Origin of the sequence: Novosphingobium acidiphilum DSM 19966, from assembly GCF_000429005.1 — a bacterium.
Classification (GTDB): domain Bacteria; phylum Pseudomonadota; class Alphaproteobacteria; order Sphingomonadales; family Sphingomonadaceae; genus Novosphingobium; species Novosphingobium acidiphilum.
Genome location: NZ_AUBA01000016.1, coordinates 60,310 through 84,251, shown reverse-complemented (window position 1 = coordinate 84,251; position 23,942 = coordinate 60,310). Strand labels below are relative to the sequence as shown.

Below are 23,942 nucleotides of genomic sequence, written 5' to 3'. Positions count from 1 at the left end.
GGCGCTTGCCGGCCTCCATGAACTCTTTCGACCAAGTGTAATACAGGCTCTGCGCAATACCTTCCTTGCGGCACAGCTCGGCGATGCTGTCCTCGCCACGCAGGCCATCGAGCACGATACGGATCTTGTCTTCAGCGGAGAAATGTCGGCGGGTCTGGCGCCGAATGTCCTTCACCACCTGCTCGGCAGGGGCTTTCGCGGGCAATTTTCTCGAGGAGGGTTGGGGCTTCATCTGCGTTCCTTCGTCACTACGACGAAGCCCCAACCCTCCTCAAATCTCAACCCCTAATCTGTGCCAAAGGCGCTGACGGGGGACAGCGCGTGGTGCAGGACGATGGCCGTATTCGCCATTGGGGCACGGTAACCTTGCCCGATGAAGCAGAATCGCGCATCTTGCGAGTGGTAACGCTGGACGACGGGGAAACGTTGCACAACGCGTTCCTTGACCGCAATTTCCGCAAGGACGAGCCATGAAGATTTTCTACTACGCCGAAACCGACAGCCTCTATATCGAATTGAAGGCCGGACCGGGCACGGAAACGCGCGAAATTGCCGATGGGCTGAATGTCGATTTCGATGCCGATGGTGCGGTCGTCGGGCTGGATATCGATCACGCATCGACCAAGCTTGATCTTGCCACGTTGGAAACCCGGGCGCTGCCGCTGGCCAATCTGAAGGCGGCATAGCCTTTTGAACGAAGCCGAAACCCGTGCCGAACTGATCGACCCGGCGCTCGAACTTGCCGGCTGGGGCACGGTGGGTGACAGCCGCACGCGGCGCGAGGTGATTGCGCCGGGGCGGCTGATGGGTCTGGGCAAGCGGGCCAAGGCGCGGGCGGCCGACTATGTGCTGGTCTATCGCAACACCAAGCTCGCCACGGTAGAGGCCAAGCGCGTCGGGCTGGACGTGGGCGAAGGCGTGGGGCAGGCCAAGGACTATGCCGAGCGGCTGCAGACCCGCTTTGCCTATGCCACCAATGGCCGCGCGATCTATCGCATCGATATGCACACCGGCCACGAGGGCCTGATCGACCGCTGGCCCACGCCGCACGAGCTGTGGGCTGAAACCTTTGCCCACGCCAATGCCTGGCGCGATCGGTTCGCCGCCGTCCCTTATGAAACCGGCGGCAAGTTCGATCCGCGCTATTACCAGTACAACGCCATCGAAAAGACGCTGGCGGCGATTGCGGCGGGCAAGGGCCGCATCCTGCTGACGCTCGCCACGGGCACGGGCAAGACCGCCGTGGCGTTTCAGATCGCGTGGAAGCTGTTCCAATCGCGCTGGAACCTGCACGATTGGCGCAGCGGGGCTGACCCTGCCCGCCGCCCGCGCATCCTGTTTTTGGCAGACCGCAACATTCTGGCCGATCAGGCCTACAACAGTTTCTCCGCCTTCGATGCCGATGCACTGGTGCGAATCACGCCCGCCGAAATCCGCAAGAAGGGCCGCGTGCCCAAGAACGGCAGCGTGTTTTTCACGATCTTTCAATCGGTGCTGACCGATGGCGGCACCGAAGAAGAACCGGCCTTCAACTATGCGGATTATCCGCCCGATTTCTTCGATTGCGTGATGATCGACGAATGCCACCGCGCCGGGGCCAGGGATGGCAGCGAATGGCGCGGCATTCTGGAATACTTCGCACCCGCCGTGCAGATCGGCCTGACCGCCACGCCCAAGCGCCGCGACAATGTCGATACCTATGCCTACTTCGGCGATCCGGTTTACACCTATTCGCTGAAAGAGGGGATCAACGACGGCTATCTGACCCCGTTCAAGGTGGTGGAGCTGGGCACCACGATCGACGATTATGTCTACACACCCGGCGACGAGGTGCAGTCTGGCGAGGTGGAGGAAGGCAGGCGCTACACCGAGGCCGACTTCAACCGGACAATCGAGATCGAGGCGCGCGAACGGTATCGCGTGAAGATTGTCCTGGAGCGGATCAACCAGCGCGAAAAGACGCTGGTGTTCTGCGCGACGCAAACCCACGCCGCGATGGTCCGCGATCTGATCAACCAGACCAAGACCAGCGCCGACCCGAACTATTGCGTGCGCGTGACCGCAAACGACGGGGCCAAGGGCGAGGAATGGCTGCGCGTGTTTCAGGACAACGAAAAGTCGATCCCGACGATCCTGACAACCTCGCAAAAGCTGTCCACCGGGGTGGATGCGCGCAATATCCGCAACATCGTGCTGATGCGCCCCGTGACCAACATGATCGAGTTCAAGCAGATCATCGGGCGCGGCACCCGCCTGTTCGACGGCAAGGACTATTTCACGATCTACGATTTCGTGAAGGCCTATGAGCTGTTCAACGACCCCGACTGGGATGGCGAGCCGCAACCACCCGATCCGCCTGGCAAGCCACGTGGCGGCAAGGACGACGGCGAGGGCGAGGGCGACAACGCAAGTGACCCGCACGGTGGTGAAGAGGGTGAGGCAGACCCGCCTCCGCAAAAGCTGGTCATCAAGCTGGCTGACGGCAGGGAGCGCGTGTTTCAGCACATGAGCGCGTCCACCTTCTGGGATGCATCGGGCAAGCCGATTTCCGCCGCGCAATTCGTGGAAAGCCTGTTCGGCAAACTGCCCGAACTGTTCCGGGACGAATACGAACTGCGCCAGATCTGGAGCGAACCGGAAACCCGTGCCGCGCTGATCGCGGGCCTTGCCGATCGGGGCTTCGACGGCGAACAGCTGTTGCAGGTGCGCACAATGATCGACGCGGATGAATCCGACCTGTTCGACGTGCTGAACTACATCGCCCACACCCGTCACCCGCTGAGGCGCGAAGAACGCGCGAACACGCATCGGGCGGGCATCCTTTCAGGCCGCGATGCCAAGAGCCAGGCGTTCCTTGACTTCGTGCTGGCGCAATATGTGGCGCAAGGCGAAGACGAACTGGGCATGGACAAGCTGCCCGATCTGCTCGAACTGAAGTATGGCTCTCCACGCGATGCGGTGCGCGAACTCGGTAGCGTAAGCGAAATCCGCAAGACGTTTCGGGGCTTTCAGCGTCAGCTCTACGACGCCGAGAATGGGCCCCAGGCATAAGTCTTGCGGACGGGTCCTGCCATGGACGACATAGCAACCCGTGCCGCCGGCCCGCACTGGAAAGCCGCGTGGCCGCCTCACCACCCCGCAGAAACACCGATGGCGGTGTTGCAGTGCCGTTAACCGCAGTTTTACGGGTTTCCCTTATCACTGTGCCCAGGATCACTGCATGGCCGTCTTACGACGCAGAGGAACCATATCATGACGCTGTTCAATCGGATTATGAAGGATGAAGCCGGCGCGACGGCGATTGAATATGGCCTGATGGCTGCGCTGATCAGCGTTGCGGCGATCACCGCGATGGGGTCGCTGGGCAATTCGCTGTCGAACACGTTCAACTTTGTGTCGGGTCAGATGACCAACGCGCAAAGCGGCAAGCTGTAGTCAGCACCGCCGTGGCCCCCGCGGGGCCGCAGTACCAGGGCACACCCGACAAGGGGGCAGGGAAACCTGCCCCCTTTGTCATGCGCACACAATCGGCATTGAATTGCGGGTGACCATTATTGTCATCGGTTCAAAATAGTGTGCGAATCGGTTGAACAGGTATTTCACCAAATACGTGCCCGGCAGAAGAATTCACCAAAACGTCCTGCTTTGGCACGAAAAACCACCAGCGCTGCAGCATTTACCCCTGCGCACCGCGCACCAAATGAAAACGTCTTGTAAAAAAGCCATGCCGGCCCGCCGTCTTTAACCAGTGGTTTACGCCCTGCGGTTAAACCCGGTCTTGCCACTCCGGGGACAACGAGCGGCATCTAAGGGGAATTGACATGAAGCTGATCAACCGCATTCTCAATGACGAAGCCGGCGCCACCGCAATCGAATACGGCCTGATTGCCGCTCTGATCGCCGTCGCCGCGATCACCGCGATGGGTTCGCTGGGCAACTCGCTCTCGAACACGTTCAACTTCGTCTCGGGTCAGATGACCAACGCGCAGAGCGGCAAGCTCTAAGTCGTACATCGAGACTACGACGTTTAAGGGGGGCAGGGAAACCTGCCCCCCTTTTCGTATGCGCCGGCCGGGCGCCGCCTGCCGCCCGGACAAGCGGCCCTGGTGCGGCTATGTCTGGCACCTGGCGCAGAAAAACGTCGATCGCCCGCCCTGCGGGATACGCTGCACCACCTGGCCGCACGCGCACGCATCGCCTTCGCGGCCATAGACCCGCCAGTCTTTGGCGAAATAGCCCAGTTCGCCGTCGGGGCGCGCATAATCGCGCAAGGTCGATCCGCCCGCGGCAATCGCTTCGTCCAGCACGGCGCGGATTTCGGGCACCAGCCGCGTCAGCGCCGCGCGCGACACTTTTCCGCCTTCGCGCGCAGGATGGATGCGCGCGCGGTGCAGCGCCTCGCACACGTAGATATTGCCCAGGCCGGCCACGATCCGCTGATCCAGCAGCAGCAGCTTGACCGCCGCGAATCGCCCCGCAAAGGCGTGCGCCAGATGCGCCACCGTCAGGCCGGGCCCCAGCGGTTCGGGCCCGAGCGCGGCAAACGGTGCAAACGTGTCCAGCGCGCCTGTGTCGACCAGATCGACCGAGCCGAATCGCCGCGCATCGTTCAGCACCAGCATGTGGCCGCGCGCGGTTTCGATCTCCAGGTGATCATGCCGATCGATCTGCGCCGGATCGATGCGCCACCGGCCCGACATGCCCAGGTGAAACACCATGGTCTGGCCGCGATCGGTGTGGATCAGGCCATATTTTGCGCGCCGTGCCAGCCCGACCACGCGCGCGCCGGTCATTGCCTGCACCAGATCCACCGGAAACGGACGGCGCAGATCGGGGCGATTGACCGCCACGCGCACCAGCCGGTCGCCATCCAGCACCGTGGCCAGGCCGCGCACGGTGGTTTCAACTTCGGGCAATTCGGGCATGCTGGGCAATTCTCTTGTACAGACAACGGGGCAAACCGACCTATCAGGCTTTGCCGCGCGCACAAACTTCACTAGAGGATCGGGCATGACCAGCAGCGATGGCACCCACGAAACCGCCTCATTCGGGTACGAGGACATTCCGGCCGAGGAAAAGGTGGCGCGCGTGGGCGCGGTGTTTTCCAATGTCGCCAAAAAATACGACGTGATGAACGATGCCATGTCGGGCGGGATGCACCGGCTGTGGAAGGATCGTTTTGTTGCGCGGGTCAAACCGCGCGAGGGCGAAGCCATCCTCGACATGGCAGGCGGCACCGGCGATATCGCGTTTCGCCTGGCGCGTGCGGGGGCCCGCGTTACCGTATCCGATATCAATCAGGATATGCTCGATGTCGGCATCGAACGCGCCGAAAAGCGCGACATTCAGGGGCTGACCTGGTCGTGCCAGAATGCCGAAACGCTCGATTTCGGCGATCGCGTGTTCGATGCCTATACGATCGCGTTCGGCATCCGCAACGTCACGCATATCGATCGCGCGCTGGCCGAGGCGCACCGCGTGCTGAAATTTGGCGGGCGGTTCTTTTGCCTGGAATTTTCGACCACGACCTGGCCCGGCTTTGCCCAGGCCTATGACCTGTATTCGCACCATGTGGTGCCGCAGATCGGCAAGATGATCGCCGATGACGCAGATTCCTACCGCTATCTGATCGAATCGATTCGCCGTTTTCCGCCGATGCCCGCCTTTGCCGCGATGCTGCGCGAGGCCGGGTTTGCCCGCGTAAAGGTCGAACCGATCCTGGGCGGGCTGGTCGCGATCCATTCCGGCTGGAAAGTCTGAAGGGCCGGTCCATGGCGCTGACAGACCTTCGTCACATTGCCCGCCTGCTGGGATGGGGCCGCGTGCTCGCCCGCCACGGCGCGCTGCGCGGGATCGAGCGCGATGCCAACACGCCGGCGGCGGTGCGGCGGCTGTGCCGGATCGCCCGGTTCGGCACGTTTCAGCCGGCGGTGCCCGATTATGCCGGGGCATTCGGCGCGATCGGCCCGGCTGCGATCAAACTGGGCCAGACGCTTGCCACCCGGCCCGATCTGGTCGGCGATGCCGCGGCGCACAATCTGCTGGCGCTGCAGGACCAATTGCCGCCGGTTGATTTCGCGCTGATCCGCCAGGCCATCGAATCGAGTTTCGAACGTCCGCTGGAAAGCGTGTTTGCAACGTTTGACCCGGTGCCGGTGGGCGCCGCGTCGATCGCGCAAGTGCACCGCGCCACCACCCGCGATGGTCGTGATGTGGCGGTCAAAGTGCTGCGCCCCGGTGTGCGCGAACGCTTTGCCCGCGATATTGCGACGTATGAATGGGCGGCCGCGCATCTTGAGGCGCTGGGCGGGCCCGAAGTGCGCCGGTTGCGCCCGCGCATGGTCATCGCCAATCTGCGCCGCTGGACCATGCGCGAGCTGGATCTGCGGCGCGAGGCGGCCTCGGCCTCGGAACTGGCCGAGGCGATGCACGCGTTTGACGGCTATCGCGTGCCCGCGATCGACTGGGACCGCACCAATGGCCGGGTGATGACGCTCGACTGGATCGACGGGATCAAGATCAGCGATGTGGCGGCACTCGATGCGGCCGGCCACGATCGCAAGGCACTGGCCAAGCGGCTGGTGCTGGCATTCCTGACCCAGGCGATCAGCGGCGGGTATTTCCATGCCGACATGCACCAGGGAAATCTGTTCGTCACCGCCGATGGCACGATCGTCGCGATCGATTTCGGCATCATGGGGCGGATCGACCGGCGCGCGCGGCAATGGCTGGCCGAAATCCTTTATGGCCTGACCACCGGCAATTACCGCCGCGTCGCCGAAATTCATTTCGAGGCACAATATGTGCCCAGTTTTCATTCGGTTGATGAATTCGCAACCGCCTTGCGCGCCGTGGGCGAACCGATGCGCGGCAAATCGGTGTCCGAACTGTCGGTCGGGCAGATGCTCGACGGGTTGTTTGCGATCACCCGCGATTTTGACATGCAGACCCAGCCGCACCTGCTGCTGCTGCAAAAATCGATGGTCATGGTCGAAGGCATCGCCACGCAGCTCGATCCCACGATCAACATGTGGGAAACCGCCGCACCCTATGTGCGCGCGTGGATCCGCGACGAACTGGGCCCCGAGGCGGCGATTGCCGAACGCCTGCGCGAAGATACCGCCACGTTGCTGCGCGTGCCCGATCTGATCCGCCGCATCGAAGACCGGTTTCCGCCCCGTGGCGGCGCGCCCGAGGCCCCCCCCCTGCCCGATGTGCCGCTGATGTGGGACCGCGCGCCGCGCGCGCCTTCGCGGCTGGGTGCATTGGCCAGCCACGCACTGGCGCTGGCCGCAGGCGCGGGCATCATGGTGCTGGCGCTGGCCCGGCACTGGTGGGGATGACAGGCGTGAACGCGCGTCTGCCCAAGCGTCATTTCAACGCGCTCGACCTGTCGCGCCTGCTGGCGGCGTGCGCGGTGCTGTTCTGGCATTATCAGCATTTCTTTGTGCCGCCGGTTGATTTCGAATTTCACGTGCGCCGCTCGATCGCGCCGTTCTATCACCAGCTGGCCTGGGCCTATGATTATGGCCATGTCGCGGTCGAATATTTCTGGGCGGTATCGGGGTTCGTGTTTGCGCATGTCTATCTGGCCGATCCTGCGGCGCGCGGCCGGTTCTGGCCCGCGCGGCTGGCGCGGCTATGGCCGCTGCACCTGATTACGCTGGGCGTGGTGGCGGTGTTGCAGGCGGTCTATACCGCGTCCAACGGCACCGCGTTTATCTATCACCATCAGGACTGGTGGCATTTCACGCTCAACCTGTTCATGGCCCAGACCTGGGGCTGGCAGGTCAACCAGTCGTACAATGGCCCGACGTGGTCGCTGTCGACCGAAATTCTGGCCTATGCCGCGTTCTGGGCGCTGTTGCCGATGCTGCGCCGGATGCCCGCGCTGCTGGCGCTGCCGGTGGCGGTGGCGATGTTTGCGCTGGTGTTCGGCAATGTGCTGCCGCCGGGCGCGCGCGCCGAAACAATGGGCGCCAAAATGGCCACGGTGGTCAACTGCATCGGCTATTTCTTTGCCGGCGTCGCGGTTTATGGCGCGGCGCTGCACGGCTGGCTGAATACGCGGCGACTGTTTGTGCTGGCCCCGCTGCTGGCGATCGCCGGGTGGGAATTGTCGGGGCTGAAAGTGCACGGGCACGATGCCGCGATCCTGCTCGGCACGCTGGCAGTGCTGGCGGCGACGCTGGCCATCGATCTGACCGACCGCGACGATGCCTTGCGCTTTGGCCGGCAGTTGGGCGATGCGTCCTATGGCATCTATCTGTGGCATTTCCCGCTGCAACTGGCGCTGGTGCTGCTGGTCGATGCGACGCTGGGCACGCGCATGGTGTTTCGCCAGCCGGTGTTCCTGGTGATTTTTGTCGGCGCGTCGGTCCTGGCCGGCTTTGCCTCGCACCGCTGGATCGAACGCCCGGCGCAGCGCATGGTGATGCGCTGGATCGATCGGTTGCGGCACGTGCGCGCGGTTGCCGCCTAGTCCACCAGTTCGGCAATGGGGTGATGCGGCAACAGGCGCCAGCCTGCCAGCAACAGGATCACCTCCACCGCTTCGACCAGCATCGGCGTCGGCCAGCCGGGATAGGGCCCGGTCAACACCAGGTCGATCGCGCGCCCGGTCAGCGTGACGGCAAACAGCAACATCGGCACCAGCAGCAGATCGGCATTGCGCCGCCATGCACCCCACAACATGGCAAACCCGGCCACCCCGAAAAACGACGTGAAATCGCCGCGGATGGTCGAAAGCCCCGCGCCAACGCCGGCATAGGGCGCCACGCCCAGCGATTGTCCGGCGGTCAGCGGTGTCAGCAGAAATGACGATGCCATCATCAGGTCGAACAGACCGATCACGAAAATCAGCGCAGTCAGGACAAATCGCATCGCGGGGCACCTCGTGGGTTTTGCAGCGGGGATGCAAAAGGATTGCGCCCTAACCCGCGCCAATGCAAGAAGCGCACGACCATGCGAATCCTGCTGATCATCGGTGGCGGCATCGCTGCCTACAAGGCGTCGGAACTGGTGCGCCTGATCCGTCGCGACGGGGGCAGCGTAACCTGCGTTCTGACCGAGGGGGGATCGCGCTTTGTCACCCCGCTGACACTGGCCGCGCTTAGCGAAAATCAGGTGCACACCACGCTGTGGGATCTGAAAAACGAAGTCGAGATGGGGCATATCCGCCTGTCGAGAGAGGCGGACCTGGTGGTGGTATGCCCCGCGACCGCCGATCTGATGGCGCGCATGGCCGCCGGCATGGCCGATGATCTGGCCACCACGCTGCTGCTTGCCACCGACAAGCCGGTCCTGGCGGTGCCCGCGATGAACGTGCGCATGTGGCAGCACGCCGCGACCCAGGCCAATCTGGCCACGCTGCGCGCGCGCGGTGTTACGGTGCTGGACCCCGATGAAGGCGCAATGGCCTGCGGCGAAGTGGGCCCCGGCCGCCTGCCCGAACCCGATGCGATCATGGCGGCAATCCGCACCGCGCTGGCGCCCGCCACGCGCCCGCTGTCGGGCCGCCATGTCGTAATCACCGCCGGTCCCACGCATGAACCGATCGATCCGGTGCGCTATATTGCCAACCGCTCGAGCGGCCGGCAGGGCTTTGCGCTGGCCGCGGCCGCCGCGCGCGCCGGGGCCACGGTCACGCTGATCGCGGGGCCGGTCCATCTGCCGACGCCGCCCGGCGTGCACCGCATCGATGTCGAAACCGCGCGCCAGATGGCCCACGCGGTCGAGGCTGCGCTGCCTTGCGATGTGGCGATCATGGTGGCCGCGGTGGCCGACTGGCGCGTGGCCGATACGGCCGCACACAAACGCAAAAAGGACGGATCCGGCCAGATCGCGCCGATCGCGCTGATCGAAAACCCCGATATTCTGGCCGGGCTTGGCCATGGCGCGGCGCGCCCGCGCCTGCTGATCGGCTTTGCCGCCGAAACCTGCGATGTGATCGCCCATGCCCGCGCCAAGCTGGCGCGCAAAGGCGCCGACTGGATCATTGCCAACGATGTGTCGGGCGATGTGATGGGCGGCGCAGACAACACCGTGCACATCGTGTCGGCCGCCGGGGTGGAAAGCCTGCCGCGCATGGCCAAGACCGACGTTGCCACCGCCCTTATCCGAAAGATTGCCGATGCATTCGCCTGATCCTGTTCCTGTCCGCGTGCGCCGTCTGCCCGGCAATGCCGATCTGCCGCTGCCCGCCTATGCCACCGCAGGCGCCGCCGGGATGGACGTGGTGGCCGCTGAACAGGTGACGATTGCGCCGGGTGCGCGCCATGCAGTGGCCACCGGCCTGGCCATGGCGATCCCGCCGGGGTTTGAAATCCAGGTCCGCCCGCGTTCGGGATTGGCGCTGAAGCACGGCATAACCGTGCCCAACACCCCGGGCACGATCGACAGCGATTATCGCGGCGAACTCAAGGTGATCCTGATCAACCACGGCCACGCGCCGTTTGACGTGCAACGCGGTGACCGCGTGGCCCAGTTGGTGCTGGCACCCGTGACCCAGGCGCAATGGCTGGAATCCGACGAACTGGATGAAACCGCGCGCGGCGCGGGTGGCTTTGGCTCGACCGGCGGGCTGTCCGCCCTGCCGGGTTGAAAATCCTCCCCGCAACGGGGAGGACCATCACGAGCAATTATTTCTTTTCCGCCGGGATCGAGATGCGCACGGTCTGGCCCGACTGCCCCGGGAATCCCTTGAACAGTGCCTCGACCAGATTGGGTACCAGATAGGACAGGCGGTTCGATGGCGACACGGCCTGCGCCTTGCCTTCGAACACGCGCTGGCCATCGCTGCGCCGTTTGATCTTTACATCGATGCTGCTGGTATAGACCGTCGTCACATCGACGTCGTTGAACCACGGGTTGTACAGCCCGTACCCCCAGCGATGGCCGTAAAAGCCGCCGCCGTAAAACCCGCCGCGATACCCGTGCCACGGACCCCAATAGGGATCGGGGCCAAACATGCTGATCTTGTCACGGCCCTTGTCGACGCCGTAATCGAATTCAACCACCAGGTTTGACGTCGCCGGATCACCCGCAACATAGCCAAGCTGGCGCAGCTGTTCGGACACCACTTGCGCATATTGGCCGAATTCCAGGCCGCCGGCGTTGCGCGGATCTTCCGCCACCACGGCAAAGGTCTGGCCCGCAGGCGCCGGCAATTCGTGGCTGAACCGCGACACGCTGGCATCGAACGGCTGGGCACAGCCGCCCAGCGCACCGGCCAGGCCGAAGGCCAGCGCCAGTGCCGCAATCCGGCCGGCAGAAAACACGTTTTTCATCGGCATGTCATCAAGCTCCCTTTCGACCCGGCGTTTGTGCCGTACCGGGCCGCTGTGCCCACCCTGCACCTTGGCAGGGTGCGCATTTTGGCCTGAACAGCGGTTGAACGCTGTCCTTGTGCACCCTGTCCACAAGGGCAGATCTGCAACAGCTTATACCGTTTGGCCAGCCCCGATCACGACCGGACCAGGCCCAGCGCGGTGTATGTGGCATCGAGCGTGGGCCGTGCCAGCGTACGCGCTTTTTGCGCGCCCGCAGCCAGGATGGTGTCCAGCGTGGTACGGTCATCGCGCAAGGTGCGGTACCGCGCGGCGATCGGCGCCAGCCGTTCGACCAGCAGTTCACCCAGTGCCGGCTTGAACCGGCCAAATCCCTGGCCCGCAAATTCGGCCAGCACCGACGCCACATCGCGCCCGGCCATCGCCGCATAGATGCCGACCAGATTGCGCGCCTCGGGCCGCGCGTCCAGACCGGCCACTTCGCCGGGCAAGGGTTCGGGATCGGTGCGCGCCTTTTTCACCTTTTGCATGATGATGTCGGCATCGTCGGTCAGGTTGATGCGGCTCTGGTCCGACGGGTCGGACTTGCTCATTTTGGCGCTGCCGTCACGCAGGCTCATGATCCGCGCGGCTTCGGGCGGGATGATAGGATCTGGCAGGGTGAACACCGGGGCGGCTTCGCTGGCGAAATCGTTGTTGAATTTCTGCGCGATGTCGCGCGCCAGTTCCAGATGCTGTTTCTGATCCTCGCCCACCGGCACGTGCGTCGCCTGGTACAGCAGCACGTCGGCAGCCTGGAGCACGGGATAGGTAAACAACGCCACCGACGCGCCTTCGCGGTTCTTGCCCGCCTTGTCCTTCCACTGGGTCATGCGGTTCAGCCAGCCCATCCGCGCGGTGCCGCTGAGCAGCCATTGCAGTTCGGCATGCGCCGGCACTTGCGCCTGGTTGAACAGCACCGACCGATCGGGATCGATGCCGCAGGCGACAAGTGCTGCCACCATGTCACGCGTGCTGGCGCCCAGATCGGCTGGCACATGCGGCATCGAAATGGCGTGCAGATCGGCCAGGAAATAGAGGCAGGTCGCGCCCTTTGCCGTCCATTCGTCCTGCATCGCCACCCAGTTGCGGATTGCGCCCAGATAATTGCCAAGGTGCAGATTGCCGGTGGGCTGGATGCCGGAAACGATACGCATGGGTCGCAAACCTTATCAACGAAATCAGCGGCGGCGCCGCAACAACAGGGCAATGTCATCGCGGGAAAATGCCCCCATGATGACAGTGGCCAGGCCATAGACGACCATTCCGCCCGAAACCAGCGCGGCCAGTGCGCCAAAGCGCATGAACCACGATCCATGGACATAGGGCATCATGTAGATCTGCCCGCGCCACAGCACCGCCCCCATCGCCAGCGCCGCCAGCACCAGCCGCGGTGCGCGCCGACGCAAACGCCGGTCGGCAATGAAATGCCCGCGCCGCACCAGCCGGTGATACAGCAGCCAGACATTGACCCACGAGGCGATCGCCGTTGCCAGCGGCGGCCCGACATGGCGCAGCGGCAGGATCAGGATCAGATTGCCCACCAGATTGATCGCGATCGAAATCATCGCAAAGCGCACCGGGGTCTGCGTATCCTGCCTGGCATAGAACCCGGGCGTCAGCACTTTGACCAGGATATAGCTTGGCAGGCCGATCGAAAACGCGGCCAGCGCCTGCGCAGTATAATGCGTGTCGGCAGCGGTGTACCGGCCATAGCCGAACAGCGCCGCCGCGATCGGTTCGCCGCACACCACCAGTGCGACCGTTGCCGGCAGCGCCAGCAGCAGCGCCAGTTCCATCCCGCGGTTTTGCGTATCAAGCGCTGCCAGGTCATCGCCTGCGCCCAGTTGCCGCGAGATCGTCGGCAACAGCACGGTGCCAAGCCCGATTCCGATCAGCCCCAGCGGCAATTGGTTCAGCCGGTCGGCCATATAGATGTACGTAACCGATCCGTGGCTGAGCAGCCGTGCCGCCAGCGCCGAGGATATCACCAGATTGATCTGCGCCGCGCCGGCGCCGGCCGCGGCCGGCACGATCAACGCCAACAGTCGCTTCACATCGGGATTGAACCGCGGCAGGCGCAGCCGCAGGCTGACCCCGTTGTGCCAGCATGACCAGCCGAGCCAGGCCAGCTGCAACGCGCCCGACACCGATACGGCAATCGCCTGGTTGCGCGCGGTGCCAAGCGGATCGGACGCGTGAAACACCACCAGCGCCACGATCAGTGTCAGATTGAGCAGGATCGGCGCGGCAGCGTTGACCCAGAACTTGTGCAGCGAATTCAGGATCCCGCCAAACAGCGATACCAGGCTGATCAGCATCAGATACGGGATCGTGAACCGCGACAGGGTCACGGCAAAGGCAAACTGGGCGGGTGTGACATCGTTGAACCCGCCCGACAGGACCATCGTCACCGGCCAGGCCAACAGTTCGAGCGCCACCGTCATCGCCAGCAGGATCGGCAGCAGCACCGCCTGCGCCTGTTCGGCAAAGGCGATGCCATCGGCCAGGCCGCGCCCTTGTGGATCGGCCACTTTCTGGTTGAACATCGGGATGAACGCCGATGCAAACGCGCCTTCGGCAAACAACGCGCGAAACATGTTGGGCAGGCGAAACGCGATCAGAAACGCGTCAGAGGCAAAACTGGCGCCGACAAAACGCGCAAACAGGCTGTCGCGCACAAGGCCCAGCACGCGGCTGATCAGGGTCAGCCCGCCGATGGTTCCTGTGGCCTTGAGAAGGTTCATGCGGCCTTCCGGATGCAGAAGCCCGGCAGACCATGGCCTGGCCGGGCTTCTGCCATGATCAGGCTTCGCCCATCGGGTTGGCAACGGCAGCCGCAACGGCATCGGCCTGCTGCTGCTGCAACTGTGCGAAATAAAGGCCGTTGAAATCGATCGGTTCGAGCATCAGCGGCGGGAAACCGGCATCGCGCACGGCATCGGCAATGACGCGGCGTGCAAACGGGAACAGCAGCCGCGGTGCCTCGGCAAACAGGAACGGATGGGCCTGGTCGTCGGGCACGTTGCGCATCGCGATCAAGCCGCAATAGGCCAGCTCGACAATGAACGCGACGCCTTGCGCGGTTTTGGAATTGGCGCGGATCTTCAGTTCGATCTCGTGCACATCGGGGCCCAGATTGCGCGCCGCGATATTGAAATCCACTGTCATTTCAGGGGTTTCTGCCCACTGAAAGCTGTCGGGCGCGTTGGGGTTCTCAACCGACAGGTCTTTTACATATTGCGAAATGAACCCGATGGCAGGCGTGGTGTCTTCGCCATTGGCGGCAGGGCCGCCCGCATCGAGGTTGATATTGCTGATGATGTTGCCTTCGTCGGCCATGGATCGTGCTTTCGTGGACATTGAACGGGACGGGCCGGCGGCACCAGCCTCCGCCCTAGGGCGCGCGACTAGCACCTGTGCCCGATCACGGCAACCGGCAGGGGCGGCGGGCCGGCGGGTGGCGGATTCCCCGATCGACACACCTTCCCATAGGGGCTTTTTTGCCTCGGAAATGCAACATTGCGTCGTCCATCGGTTGTTCATTTGTAAATCGTATCTATCTCGGGCACTATAGACAGCGGCGTAATGGCAGGACCGTTCGATTCCTGCCTTTGCCCAGGCCACCGATGCGGGAATTGACGCGTGATTTTAGAAATTGTCATCCTGGGTATGATCGCCGTGTTTCTGGGGCTGAGGCTTTACGCCGTGCTCGGCCGGCGCCAGGGAGACAGCGACGAACCGCTGCGCCGCCGCCTTGAAACCACTGACCCGCAGGCAACCCCGCGCGCCATGCCCTCAAAACTGCCCGAAAAGGCGCCGATCGCGCCGCGTACGACCAGCATCGCCGCCGAACCCACCGGTTTTGACACGAGTGCAGAGGCCGGCATTCGCGCCATCATCAACGCCGACCGCCGGTTTGACGTCACGCTGTTCCTGACGGGCGCCAAATCGGCCTATGGCATGGTGCTTGACGCGTTTTGGCGCGGCGACAAGGACGCGCTGGCGCAATTGTGCGAACGCGCTGTCTATGACAGCTTTGCCGTGGCCATCGATGCGCGTGGCGCAGCGGGCGAAACGGTCGATGCCCGCCTGATCCGCGTGAACGATGCACGGATCATATCTGCTGAATTTGCCGCCCCGCTTGCGCGGATCGCGGTGCGCTTCGTGGCCGATATTGCCACCGTTACCCGCAACGGCGATGGGACGGTGGTTGCCGGATCGCTTGACGATGCGCTGGAAAGCCGGGATCTGTGGACCTTTACGCGCGATCTGACCTCGCGCGACCCGGACTGGCAGCTCGACGAAACAGACCAGGGCTGAATTCATGCACTGGCGTGCCGTGGCCCTGGCGGGCCTGGCGCTGCTGTCGGCCTGCGGCCGGGCGGTGCCTCCTGCAACGCATGTGCCACCGGCGCGGCCGGCGGGTGCCAATGCCGCAAGCGTTGGCGTCCACCATGGTCCGCCGATCGGCGCGCTGACGCAGGCCAACGCCCGTGCCGCGCTGGTGGCGTTTGCCGCAAGTTGCCCCAGGCTTGCCCTGCGTGGCGACAGCAGCGGCCTGACCCAGCCATCCGACTGGGTCGCGCCGTGCCAGGCCGCCACCGCCTGGCCACGCAATGACGCGGCGCGCTTTTTTGCCACATGGTTCGACACGGTCGAAGTCGGCACCGGCGCCAGCTATGTCACCGGCTATTTCGAACCGGAAATCGCCGGGGTTCGCAATCATCAACCCGGGTTTGACGTCCCGATCTATCGCCTGCCGCCCGATCTGGTGCGCGCCAAGCCTGGCGATGCACGGCCGAACGCCGATGGCCGAATGCCGCTGGGGCGGTACGATGCCAACGGGCTGTTCGTGCCCTATTGGGATCGCACGCAGATCGAAAACGGCGCGCTGGCGGGCCGGGGGTTGGAAATAGCCTGGGCCGCCGACCCTGCCGAGTTGTTCTTTCTGCAGGTGCAGGGTTCGGGGCGGCTGCGGGCACCCGACGGCACGATCATGCGCATCGGCTATGCCGGGGAAAACGGCTGGGCCTATACCGGCATCGGCAGCGTGATGAATGCGCAAGGATTGATCGGCGGGGGCCCCGGCCAGTATTGGGGTTCGATGCAGGGCATCTTGCGCTACATTCGCGATCATCCCGATCAGGGGCGTGCGCTGATGCGGCAAAACCGCAGTTACATTTTCTTTCGCGATACCACCGCGATCGCCGGTGACCCGTCAACCGGGCCGGTCGGCGCGCTGGGCGTGGCGGTTACGCCGCGTGTGACGCTTGCGGTCGATCCCGCGTTCGTGCCGCTGGGCGCACCGGTGTTCCTGACCACCGACCGCCCCGAACTGGGCGGACTGTGGGTGGCGCAGGACACCGGAGGCGCGATCAAGGGCGCCAACCGGTTCGACAGTTTCTGGGGCGCGGGTGCCGAGGCGCGCCGCGTGGCCGGCGGGATGAGCGCGCACGGTCATGCGCTGATCCTGCTGCCCAAAGGCATTCCCCAACGGCGATGAGACAGGCCCCGCGCGGACTGAGCGCCGATGAGGCGGCCCTGTGGCGCAAAGTTGCGGCGACTGTTACCCCGCTTCACCCGCAGGTCCCGGTTGCGGGCGCCGCGCCGCCCGCCCCCCCGCCGACGCCCGCACCCCCTGCCCCACCGGCAAAGCGCGTGCGTGGGCGGGTGCCGGCACCGCTGCCGCCGCCGCCACCACCGCCGCCGCCTGTACGTGCCATGACCCGCGACGGGCTTGACGGCAGTTGGGATCGCAAACTGGCGCGCGGCACGATCGTGCCCGACGTCACCATCGATCTGCACGGGATGAACCTGGATTCGGCGCATGCCCGGCTGATCGGGGGAATTGCGCAAGCGCTGGCGATGGGCGCACGGGTGATCCTGCTGATCGCGGGCAAGCCGCGTCCGCACGGCGATCACGATGCGCGCGGCGAACGGCGCGGTGCGATCCGGGCAAAATTGCTCGACTGGCTGGCGCACAGCCCCCATGCCGGTCAGATCGCCGCCGTGCGCGGCGCCAGCCCGCGCCACGGCGGATCAGGCGCGGTCTATATCGTGCTCAGGAAAACGCGCTGACGGCGCATCACGCCAGCGAACGCTGCGACAGGCAACTGAGCGCGATGCGGCGATAGATCCGCGTCAGCACCGCAAGATCGGCCATCGCCACCGCCTCGTCGGTCTTGTGCATCGTCGCGTTGCACAGGCCGAATTCGATCACCGGACACACCGCGCGCAGAAACCGCGCATCGGACGTGCCGCCGGTGGTGGACAATTCGGGCACAATCCCGGTTTCGGCCAGAACCGCCTCGGACACCAGCGACGAAAACGCGCCCGGCAGCGTGATGAACGCCTCGCCCGAGATCACCGCGCGGGTCTGGATGCGGTGGCGTTCGGCCATCGCGGTGACTTGCGCAACCAGGTCGGCCCCCGCCTGCAGGTCGTTGAACCGGATTGACAGGCGCGCGCGCGCCTCGGCCGGGATGACATTGGTGGCCGGATTGCCGACGCTGATATCGGTCACTTCCAGGTTTGATGGCTGGAACCAGTCGCTGCCGTGATCAAGGTGCCAGGCATCGAGTTCGGACAACAGCGCCACCAGCCGCGGGATCGGATTGTCCGCCAGATGCGGATAGGCGACATGACCCTGGGCGCCCGGTGCGGTCAGCCAGATATTGACCGACCCGCGCCGGCCGATCTTGGCCATATCGCCCAGCCGCCGTGCCGAGGTCGGTTCGCCCACCAGGCACAGATCGGGCATCTGCCCGGTTTCGCGCAAGGCCCTGATGATTTCGACCGTGCCAAAGCGCGCCGGCCCTTCCTCATCGCCGGTGATCAGGAAACTGATCGTGCCCGCATCGGCAGGCGTCTGCGCCACCGCGGCCACCATCGCCGCAATCGCCCCTTTCATGTCGACCGCGCCCCGCCCGTACAGCAGATCGCCGCGCCGTTCAGGCGCAAACGGCCCGCTGGACCAGCCCTGCCCCGGCGGAACCACATCAAGGTGCCCGGCAAAGGCGAAATGGCGGCTGCCTGCGGGGCCGGTGCGCAGGGCGATCAGATTTTCCACTGGGCCATCGGGCGCCGCGCCGGCCACAAAGCGATGCACCGCAAAGCCCAGCGGTTCGAGCATGGCCGCCAGTTCGGCAAAGACCGCGCCCGTGGCGGGGGTTACACTGTCACAGGCAATCAGGCGTTCGGTCAGCGCAACGGGATCAAGCGTATCGGCAATCATCAACTCGCACTTTCGCTAAAATTCGTATCGTTCGATCCGCCAGACCTCCTGTGCGGCATCGGCGCGCCACTGGACGATCCAGGGGTGCTCGTTCACAGCATCGGCATAGGCCGCGGCAAAACCGGGCAGATCGACGCCATAGCTGATCAGGCGCAGCGCGACAGGGGCAAAGGCAATGTCGGCGGCGCCAAACGCACCGAACAGGAACGGCCCGCCCTGGCCAAACCGCGCGCGCGCCGCGGCCCACAGCGTCAGCACGCGATCGATATCGGCAATCACCGCGGCATCCATCGCCACCGGGGCCTGATGCCGGCCCAGATTGAACGGCAGTGCGCTGCGCAAGGGCGCGAACCCGCCGTGCATTTCCGCCACCACCGAACGCGCCAGCCCGGCCGCTGCGGCATCGCGCGGCCAGAACCGGTCCCGCCCGACCTGGTCGGCCAGATAGTCGAGAATGCCCAGGCTGTCCCACACCACCGTATCGCCGTGCCACAGCACCGGCACTTTGCCCGCAGACGGCGCGATCAGCGGCAGCGTCGCGCGCACCTGGTGCCAATCGGGCCCGAACAGCGGCACGACCGCGCAATCAAACGGCAGGCCCGATTGGCGGCAGGCCAGCCAGCCGCGCAGCGACCAGCTTGAATAACGCCGGTTGCCGATCACCAGTTTCATCGTCCGCGCTGCGTCCATGCGTATCGCCCTGGTTCGTGGATACCGGAAATTTCAACCATTTTCCTGCAGGAACCGTTTATGCGCAAGGCTTAAGCGCAAACCCGCAGGTGCGACACCCGGACTTGGCAAACCTTTGTGGCCAGAATTGCGGATCATGCCAGCGTCCCCCCCCGACCAGACCGATGCCGTCGTGCACAACCGCCTGCTGCCGCTGGCGCAGTACCAGAACCTGTCGCGGCAGGTGCCGGTGCTCTATGCACTGCTGGCGGTCAATGCGACGGCGGTCGGATGGGCGTATGTCCGGCTGGCTCCGCTGATCCTGGCGCTGGCGGTGCCGGCGCTCAGCCTGGTGCTTGCGGCTTGGCGGGCGGTGCATTGGGCGATGACGCCCGACCCGCAGTCCGACATGCTGACGCTGGCGCGAACCAATATCAGGCGGGCAGAGATATTTGCACTGCTGGTCGGGGTCGCATTCACGGTCTGGGCGATCGCGCTCGATCAATACGGCGGCCCGTTCGAGCACGCGCATATCACGCTGTTTGTGGCGATCACGGTGATCGGGTGCATTTTCTGCCTGACGTATGCACCGCGCGCCGCGCGGGTCGGGGCGGTGGCCGTGCTGGGGCTTTATCTGCCTTATTGCGTGTTGCGCGGGCCTTATGAAGTGGTGGTGATGGCGATCGACATCGGGCTGGTCGGATTGCTGGTGCTTAAAGTTCAGACCGACAGTTTTTCCGCGTTTGTGCAGTTGGAGGGATCGCAGTTTGAACTGCGCAGCCAGCGCAGCCAGGCGCAGCGACTGGGCGCGGAAAATGCCCGGCTGGCGCATACCGATGCGCTGACCGGATTGCCCAACCGGCGCCATTTCTTCAATCGGCTCGACACAATGCTGGCACAAGCAGACGCCGGCACGCGCTTTGCCATTGGCGTCATCGATCTTGACCGGTTCAAGCCGATCAACGACACGCTCGGCCATGTCTATGGCGATCGCCTGCTGACCATTCTGGGCAGGCGGCTGGCGTCGATCCGCGATGACCGGCTGACCGTGGTGCGGCTGGGCGGCGATGAATTCGGCCTGATTGCGCTTGCCGGCATCGACGCGGCCGAAGCGATCGCGGCGCGGCTGGTCGAGGTGGTGCAGCAACCGTTCGACCTGGGCGAGGCACAAGTCAGCGTTGGCTGTTCGTGCGGGCTGGCCGCGTTTCCCGATGCAGGCGATAATGCGCATGACCTGTTCGACCGTGCCGATTTCGCGCTTTATCACGCAAAAAAGCAGCAGCGCGGCGGCATCGTGCGCTTTTCGGCCGCGCTGGAGGACATGATCCGGTCCGAACAATCGCTCGAATCGGCGCTGCAGACCGCCGACCTGTCCGCCGAACTGAGCCTGGCCTATCAGCCGATCGTGCGCGCCCGTTCGCTGGAGCTGAGCGGGCTTGAGGCGCTGGCACGGTGGGAATCACCGACTTTGGGCGCGGTGCCCGCCGAAATGCTGATCGCCACGGCCGAACGGCTCGGCATGGCACGGCAGGTAACGCTGGCGCTGTTTACCATGGCCATGGCCGATCTGGCCACGATGCCCGATGGGCTGCGCCTGTCGTTCAACCTGTCGGCCGCCGACCTGGCCGATCGTGAAACGATCGATGCGCTGACCGCCATGATCGCGGGCAAATCCGGATCGCAGCGCCGGATCATTTTCGAAATTACCGAAACCAGCGTGATCCGCGATTTCGACAAGGCGCGCGCGGCGCTGGCGCGGTTGCGCGCCGAAGGCGCCGGCATCGCGCTCGACGATTTCGGCACCGGCTATTCCAGCCTGGCCGCGCTCAACCGGCTGGAGATCGATCTGGTCAAGATCGACCGCAGCTTTGCCGCACGCCTGACCGATCCGGCGGGACGGCGGCTGATGGCGGCGGTGCGCAATCTGGCCAGCGCGCTCGAAGTTGACTGCGTGTTCGAAGGCATCGAAACCGAAGGCCAGTTGCTCGAAGCAACGCTGGCCGGATTTCACTATATCCAGGGCTATTACCTTGCGCGGCCCGACAGGCTGCGCCAGGCGCTGCGCTTTGCGGTGCCTGCCGAAACCTTGGGGCAACCCGCGCCCGGCGCCGCGCGCAGCGCCTGATCAGATTTCGGAATCTTCCAGGATCGCTGCGCGCAAGGCGGCGATGCCCGCGTTCTTTTCGGCCGAGGTGATCAGCACCCCGGGATAGGCGGCGATATGCTTGCGCGCCACCGCTTCGGTTGCTGCGTGCACCGCAGCCAGCTCGTCGGCGCGCACCTTGTCGGCCTTGGTCAGCACGATGCGATAGCCCACGGCGGATTCGTCCAGCATCGTCATCATGTCGAGGTCGACCTGTTTGACCCCGTGGCGCGCGTCGATCAGCAGCATCGTGCGTTTCAGCACGACCCGGCCGCGCAGGAAATCGCGCACCAGCTTGCGCCAGATCTCGGTCACTTTGGGCGGCGCCTTGGCAAAGCCATAGCCGGGCATGTCGACCAGCCGCATCACCGTGGGATCGCCCACTTCGAACCAGTTGAGTTCCTGCGTGCGCCCCGGCGTGACCGAGGCGCGAGCAATCGACTTGCGCCCGGTCACCGCGTTGATCAGCGACGATTTGCCGACATTCGACCGGCCGGCAAACGCAATTTCGGGTTCTTCCGGATCGGGCAGGAATTTCAGCGATGGCGCAGACTTGAGGAATTCGACGCGGCCCGAAAACAGCGCGCGCGCGCGTTCCTCCAGCGCCATCAGGCGCAGACCTTCTTCATCGGGACCAGTGGGGGACGCCATCTATCAGACCTTCTTGCTGTCGCGTTTGGCCTGCCGGTCGATGTCGGTCTGGTCCTTGTCCGCCTGCGCCTTCAATTGCGGGTGGCGCGCATAAAGATACCGCTGCTGCGCGATCGTCAGGATGTTCGACGTCGCCCAATAGATCAGCAGGCCCGATGCGAACGTCGACATGACGAACATCATCATCCACGGCATGATCGCCATGACCTGCTGTTGCGAAGGGTCCATGGCCGCAGGCTGCAGCCGGAATTGCAGCCACATCGTCGCGCCCAGCACGATGGCCAGAACGCCGATGCCCAGGAAACCCGGCGGGTTGAACGGCAGCAGGCCGAACAGATTGGCGACATGCGTGGGATCGGGCGCGGACAGATCGTGGATCCACCACACAAACGGCTGATGGCGCATCTCGATGGTCAGCACGAGCACCTTGTACAGCGCAAAGAACACCGGGATCTGCAGGAACATCGGCAGGCAGCCGGCCAGCGGGTTGACGCCTTCCTGCTTGTACAGCGCCATCACTTCCTGCTGGGCGCGCGGCTTGTCGTCCTTGTAGCGTTCCTGGATGGCCTTCATCTTGGGCTGGATCGCACGCATCGCCGCCATCGAGGCAAACTGCCGCTGGGCGATGGGGAACATCATGCCGCGCACGATCAGCGTCAGCAGGATGATCGCCACCCCGAAATTCTTGACCGCGTGGAACAGCGAATCGAGCAGCCAGAAAATCGGTTTTTCAAACCAGCGGAACCAGCCCCAGTCGATCGCCAGCGAGAAATTGGCGATGCCCTGCTTTTCATACACTTCGAGCAGGCTGTTTTCCTTGGCGCCGGCAAACAGGCGCTGGTTGAGCACACTGGTCTGATGCGGCGCCACAATCACCGCCGGATAGACCAGATCGGCACGATAAAGATCGCGCCCCAACGCCCGGAAACCGCCCGAAGCCGCCGCCTTTGGATCGGCGATGAACGTGCTCATCCAGTAGATGTCGGTAAAGCCGATCCAGTCGGCCTTGCCCGGGTTCTGGAAGATGTCGGTATAGCTGCGATGCACGCAGAACATGCCGAGCAAGGCAAAGTCACAGGTCGACAGCTGGTTCTTGGCGTCCTTGGAATAGTCCCAGTCGAACGTCAGCTTGCCATCGAACGCCCCGATCGGCCCCGAATGGACCTGGGGCGTGCTGAGGCTGGCGGTGCGATCGGTGCGGTTGATCTGCGCAAACGGCTGCACCGAGATCGGCGCAGCGCCGCCATTGGTCACGCTTTGCGTGACAGTCAGCATGTAATTGTCATCGATCGCATAGCGGATCGCAAAGGTCTGGCCGGTCGGGTTGGCCCAAGTCAGCGTGACCGGGCTGGCCTGCGTCAGGCGCGGGCTGCTCGCCTGCCACAGCGTGTTGCCATCGGGCGTCTTGACGCCGTTGAGGCCCACCCAGCCGACTTGCGCAAAATGCTGCGCCGGGGTGCCGGCGGGCGAAAACAGCCGCACCGGCGGGCTGCCGGGATCGGCGGTTTCGCGATGGCGGTTGAGCGTCAGGTCATCGACCAGCGCGCCCGACAGATTGATCGACCCTTTGACCCCGGGCGCATCGATGACGACACGCGTCGGTGCGGCCAGTGCGGTTTTCAGATCCTGCGCCTGTGCGGCCTGATCGAGGCTTGACTGCAGACCGCCTTCGCGGGTCGGCTTGGCGACATCGGCAGCCGCGGGCGCCGCCTGGCCGGGGGTTGGCGATGCCGCGGCCACCACGTGCTTCTGTCCGAGGTGGGGATAGAAATAGCCCAGGCCGAACTGCCAGCCGATCAGGATGATCCCCATCAGGACCACCGCCCAGATCATGTTGCGCTGATTTTCCACTCTGCCTCGCGTCATTGAATTCGGGATCGGGTGGGTGCAGTCTGCAAACCTGCTCTGCACCCTT

26 protein-coding genes are annotated in these 23,942 nt (G+C 64.5%); 14 read left to right on the top strand and 12 right to left on the bottom strand.

Annotated features, from left to right (window positions below; translation table 11 throughout):
- Positions 1-232 (bottom strand): transposase (locus G404_RS0113855; protein ID WP_028641622.1); only part of this gene is annotated, 232 nt, incomplete at its 3' end.
- Positions 233-321: 89 nt separating this feature from the next.
- On the opposite strand from G404_RS0113855, the gene G404_RS20125 reads away from it, so the two are divergent.
- The 5 genes from G404_RS20125 to G404_RS0113835 all read left to right on the top strand — a co-directional run bounded on the left by G404_RS20125 (position 322) and on the right by G404_RS0113835 (position 4,004).
- Positions 322-474, top strand: coding sequence for a hypothetical protein (locus G404_RS20125; protein WP_211230789.1), 153 nt, complete (start codon positions 322-324; stop codon positions 472-474).
- Complete coding sequence (locus G404_RS0113850) at positions 471-686, top strand: DUF2283 domain-containing protein (protein ID WP_028641621.1); 216 nt, start codon at positions 471-473, stop codon at positions 684-686. Before G404_RS20125 ends, G404_RS0113850 begins: the two co-directional genes overlap by 4 nt.
- Positions 687-690: 4 nt before the next feature.
- Positions 691-3,051 (top strand): EcoAI/FtnUII family type I restriction enzme subunit R, encoded by a 2,361-nt coding sequence (gene hsdR / locus G404_RS0113845; RefSeq protein ID WP_028641620.1) that lies wholly within the window; start codon positions 691-693, stop codon positions 3,049-3,051.
- A gap of 201 nt (positions 3,052-3,252) precedes the next feature.
- Positions 3,253-3,435 (top strand): Flp family type IVb pilin, encoded by a 183-nt coding sequence (locus tag G404_RS0113840; RefSeq protein ID WP_028641619.1) that lies wholly within the window; start codon positions 3,253-3,255, stop codon positions 3,433-3,435.
- Positions 3,436-3,821: 386 nt separating this feature from the next.
- On the top strand, positions 3,822-4,004 hold the full coding sequence (locus G404_RS0113835) for a Flp family type IVb pilin (protein WP_028641618.1): 183 nt from the start codon (positions 3,822-3,824) through the stop codon (positions 4,002-4,004).
- Positions 4,005-4,112: 108 nt separating this feature from the next.
- On the opposite strand, the gene mutM is transcribed toward G404_RS0113835, so the two are convergent.
- Complete coding sequence (gene mutM / locus G404_RS0113830; RefSeq protein ID WP_028641617.1) at positions 4,113-4,925, bottom strand: bifunctional DNA-formamidopyrimidine glycosylase/DNA-(apurinic or apyrimidinic site) lyase; 813 nt, start codon at positions 4,923-4,925, stop codon at positions 4,113-4,115.
- Positions 4,926-5,010: 85 nt separating this feature from the next.
- Here mutM and G404_RS0113825 point away from each other — a divergent pair, with 85 nt between their 5' ends.
- Genes G404_RS0113825 through G404_RS0113815 form a run of 3 tightly spaced genes read left to right on the top strand, consistent with a single transcriptional unit; the run spans position 5,011 to position 8,482 of the window.
- On the top strand, positions 5,011-5,760 hold the full coding sequence (locus G404_RS0113825; protein WP_028641616.1) for a class I SAM-dependent methyltransferase: 750 nt from the start codon (positions 5,011-5,013) through the stop codon (positions 5,758-5,760).
- 11 nt (positions 5,761-5,771) lie between these two features.
- Positions 5,772-7,343 carry a 2-polyprenylphenol 6-hydroxylase gene (gene ubiB / locus G404_RS0113820; RefSeq protein WP_028641615.1) on the top strand — a complete coding sequence of 524 codons (1,572 nt, stop codon included), beginning with the start codon at positions 5,772-5,774 and terminating at the stop codon, positions 7,341-7,343.
- Positions 7,344-7,348: 5 nt separating this feature from the next.
- Positions 7,349-8,482 carry an acyltransferase family protein gene (locus G404_RS0113815; RefSeq protein ID WP_245584533.1) on the top strand — a complete coding sequence of 378 codons (1,134 nt, stop codon included), beginning with the start codon at positions 7,349-7,351 and terminating at the stop codon, positions 8,480-8,482.
- Here the strand turns inward: G404_RS0113815 and G404_RS0113810 are convergent.
- Entirely contained in the window at positions 8,479-8,883 is a 405-nt protein-coding gene (locus G404_RS0113810) for a hypothetical protein (RefSeq protein WP_028641613.1), read from the bottom strand. The two genes, G404_RS0113815 and G404_RS0113810, sit on opposite strands and share 4 nt — an antisense overlap.
- 81 nt (positions 8,884-8,964) lie before the next feature.
- Between G404_RS0113810 and coaBC the strand changes: the two genes are divergently transcribed.
- Positions 8,965-10,146 (top strand): bifunctional phosphopantothenoylcysteine decarboxylase/phosphopantothenate--cysteine ligase CoaBC, encoded by a 1,182-nt coding sequence (gene coaBC, locus G404_RS0113805; protein ID WP_028641612.1) that lies wholly within the window; start codon positions 8,965-8,967, stop codon positions 10,144-10,146.
- Positions 10,133-10,603, top strand: coding sequence for a dUTP diphosphatase (dut, locus tag G404_RS0113800; protein WP_028641611.1), 471 nt, complete (start codon positions 10,133-10,135; stop codon positions 10,601-10,603). Before coaBC ends, dut begins: the two co-directional genes overlap by 14 nt.
- Before the next feature lie 37 nt (positions 10,604-10,640).
- On the opposite strand, the gene G404_RS0113795 is transcribed toward dut, so the two are convergent.
- From G404_RS0113795 to secB, 4 genes are all read right to left on the bottom strand, one after another.
- The gene (locus G404_RS0113795) at positions 10,641-11,288 is read right to left on the bottom strand and encodes a DUF4136 domain-containing protein (protein WP_084601339.1); all 648 of its coding nucleotides are present in this window, start codon (positions 11,286-11,288) and stop codon (positions 10,641-10,643) included.
- Positions 11,289-11,464: 176 nt separating this feature from the next.
- The gene (gene trpS / locus G404_RS0113785; protein WP_028641610.1) at positions 11,465-12,484 is read right to left on the bottom strand and encodes a tryptophan--tRNA ligase; all 1,020 of its coding nucleotides are present in this window, start codon (positions 12,482-12,484) and stop codon (positions 11,465-11,467) included.
- Between the two features lie 24 nt (positions 12,485-12,508).
- Entirely contained in the window at positions 12,509-14,074 is a 1,566-nt protein-coding gene (gene murJ, locus G404_RS0113780) for a murein biosynthesis integral membrane protein MurJ (RefSeq protein WP_028641609.1), read from the bottom strand.
- Positions 14,075-14,132: 58 nt separating this feature from the next.
- On the bottom strand, positions 14,133-14,669 hold the full coding sequence (secB, locus tag G404_RS0113775) for a protein-export chaperone SecB (protein WP_028641608.1): 537 nt from the start codon (positions 14,667-14,669) through the stop codon (positions 14,133-14,135).
- 303 nt (positions 14,670-14,972) lie between these two features.
- Between secB and G404_RS0113770 the strand changes: the two genes are divergently transcribed.
- Together G404_RS0113770 and mltA are read left to right on the top strand one after the other, a co-directional pair.
- On the top strand, positions 14,973-15,650 hold the full coding sequence (locus G404_RS0113770) for a Tim44/TimA family putative adaptor protein (protein WP_028641607.1): 678 nt from the start codon (positions 14,973-14,975) through the stop codon (positions 15,648-15,650).
- 4 nt (positions 15,651-15,654) lie between these two features.
- The gene (mltA, locus tag G404_RS0113765) at positions 15,655-16,833 is read left to right on the top strand and encodes a murein transglycosylase A (RefSeq protein ID WP_028641606.1); all 1,179 of its coding nucleotides are present in this window, start codon (positions 15,655-15,657) and stop codon (positions 16,831-16,833) included.
- A gap of 73 nt (positions 16,834-16,906) precedes the next feature.
- On the opposite strand, the gene G404_RS21010 is transcribed toward mltA, so the two are convergent.
- Positions 16,907-17,053 (bottom strand): hypothetical protein, encoded by a 147-nt coding sequence (locus G404_RS21010; RefSeq protein WP_425411649.1) that lies wholly within the window; start codon positions 17,051-17,053, stop codon positions 16,907-16,909.
- On the opposite strand from G404_RS21010, the gene G404_RS21005 reads away from it, so the two are divergent.
- Positions 17,052-17,408 carry a Smr/MutS family protein gene (locus G404_RS21005; protein WP_425411648.1) on the top strand — a complete coding sequence of 119 codons (357 nt, stop codon included), beginning with the start codon at positions 17,052-17,054 and terminating at the stop codon, positions 17,406-17,408. The genes G404_RS21010 and G404_RS21005 overlap by 2 nt on opposite strands.
- Positions 17,409-17,415: 7 nt before the next feature.
- Here the strand turns inward: G404_RS21005 and dapE are convergent, their stop codons facing one another.
- Positions 17,416-18,564, bottom strand: coding sequence for a succinyl-diaminopimelate desuccinylase (dapE, locus tag G404_RS0113755; protein WP_036521459.1), 1,149 nt, complete (start codon positions 18,562-18,564; stop codon positions 17,416-17,418).
- 15 nt (positions 18,565-18,579) lie between these two features.
- Positions 18,580-19,236 (bottom strand): glutathione S-transferase family protein, encoded by a 657-nt coding sequence (locus tag G404_RS0113750; RefSeq protein WP_028641603.1) that lies wholly within the window; start codon positions 19,234-19,236, stop codon positions 18,580-18,582.
- A 154-nt stretch (positions 19,237-19,390) separates the two neighbouring features.
- On the opposite strand from G404_RS0113750, the gene G404_RS19115 reads away from it, so the two are divergent.
- Positions 19,391-21,358: a putative bifunctional diguanylate cyclase/phosphodiesterase gene (locus G404_RS19115; RefSeq protein WP_051280702.1), complete on the top strand. Its 1,968-nt coding sequence runs from the start codon at positions 19,391-19,393 to the stop codon at positions 21,356-21,358.
- Here the strand turns inward: G404_RS19115 and yihA are convergent, their stop codons facing one another.
- Positions 21,359-22,027, bottom strand: a complete 669-nt coding sequence (gene yihA, locus G404_RS0113740) for a ribosome biogenesis GTP-binding protein YihA/YsxC (protein ID WP_036521456.1) — start codon at positions 22,025-22,027, stop codon at positions 21,359-21,361.
- A 3-nt stretch (positions 22,028-22,030) separates the two neighbouring features.
- The gene (gene yidC / locus G404_RS0113735) at positions 22,031-23,878 is read right to left on the bottom strand and encodes a membrane protein insertase YidC (RefSeq protein ID WP_028641601.1); all 1,848 of its coding nucleotides are present in this window, start codon (positions 23,876-23,878) and stop codon (positions 22,031-22,033) included.
- Between the last annotated feature and the right edge of the window lie 64 nt (positions 23,879-23,942).

Coding starts and splice junctions, on each gene's coding strand:
- G404_RS0113850 (WP_028641621.1), top strand. CDS start 471: ATGAAGATTTTCTACTACGCCGAAACCGACAGCCTCTATATCGAATTG.
- G404_RS0113840 (WP_028641619.1), top strand. CDS start 3,253: ATGACGCTGTTCAATCGGATTATGAAGGATGAAGCCGGCGCGACGGCG.
- G404_RS0113835 (WP_028641618.1), top strand. CDS start 3,822: ATGAAGCTGATCAACCGCATTCTCAATGACGAAGCCGGCGCCACCGCA.
- mutM (WP_028641617.1), bottom strand. CDS start 4,925: ATGCCCGAATTGCCCGAAGTTGAAACCACCGTGCGCGGCCTGGCCACG.
- G404_RS0113825 (WP_028641616.1), top strand. CDS start 5,011: ATGACCAGCAGCGATGGCACCCACGAAACCGCCTCATTCGGGTACGAG.
- ubiB (WP_028641615.1), top strand. CDS start 5,772: ATGGCGCTGACAGACCTTCGTCACATTGCCCGCCTGCTGGGATGGGGC.
- G404_RS0113810 (WP_028641613.1), bottom strand. CDS start 8,883: ATGCGATTTGTCCTGACTGCGCTGATTTTCGTGATCGGTCTGTTCGAC.
- coaBC (WP_028641612.1), top strand. CDS start 8,965: ATGCGAATCCTGCTGATCATCGGTGGCGGCATCGCTGCCTACAAGGCG.
- dut (WP_028641611.1), top strand. CDS start 10,133: ATGCATTCGCCTGATCCTGTTCCTGTCCGCGTGCGCCGTCTGCCCGGC.
- G404_RS0113795 (WP_084601339.1), bottom strand. CDS start 11,288: ATGAAAAACGTGTTTTCTGCCGGCCGGATTGCGGCACTGGCGCTGGCC.
- trpS (WP_028641610.1), bottom strand. CDS start 12,484: ATGCGTATCGTTTCCGGCATCCAGCCCACCGGCAATCTGCACCTTGGC.
- murJ (WP_028641609.1), bottom strand. CDS start 14,074: ATGAACCTTCTCAAGGCCACAGGAACCATCGGCGGGCTGACCCTGATC.
- secB (WP_028641608.1), bottom strand. CDS start 14,669: ATGGCCGACGAAGGCAACATCATCAGCAATATCAACCTCGATGCGGGC.
- mltA (WP_028641606.1), top strand. CDS start 15,655: ATGCACTGGCGTGCCGTGGCCCTGGCGGGCCTGGCGCTGCTGTCGGCC.
- G404_RS21005 (WP_425411648.1), top strand. CDS start 17,052: ATGACCCGCGACGGGCTTGACGGCAGTTGGGATCGCAAACTGGCGCGC.
- G404_RS21010 (WP_425411649.1), bottom strand. CDS start 17,053: ATGGCACGTACAGGCGGCGGCGGTGGTGGCGGCGGCGGCAGCGGTGCC.
- dapE (WP_036521459.1), bottom strand. CDS start 18,564: ATGATTGCCGATACGCTTGATCCCGTTGCGCTGACCGAACGCCTGATT.
- G404_RS0113750 (WP_028641603.1), bottom strand. CDS start 19,236: ATGAAACTGGTGATCGGCAACCGGCGTTATTCAAGCTGGTCGCTGCGC.
- G404_RS19115 (WP_051280702.1), top strand. CDS start 19,391: ATGCCAGCGTCCCCCCCCGACCAGACCGATGCCGTCGTGCACAACCGC.
- yihA (WP_036521456.1), bottom strand. CDS start 22,027: ATGGCGTCCCCCACTGGTCCCGATGAAGAAGGTCTGCGCCTGATGGCG.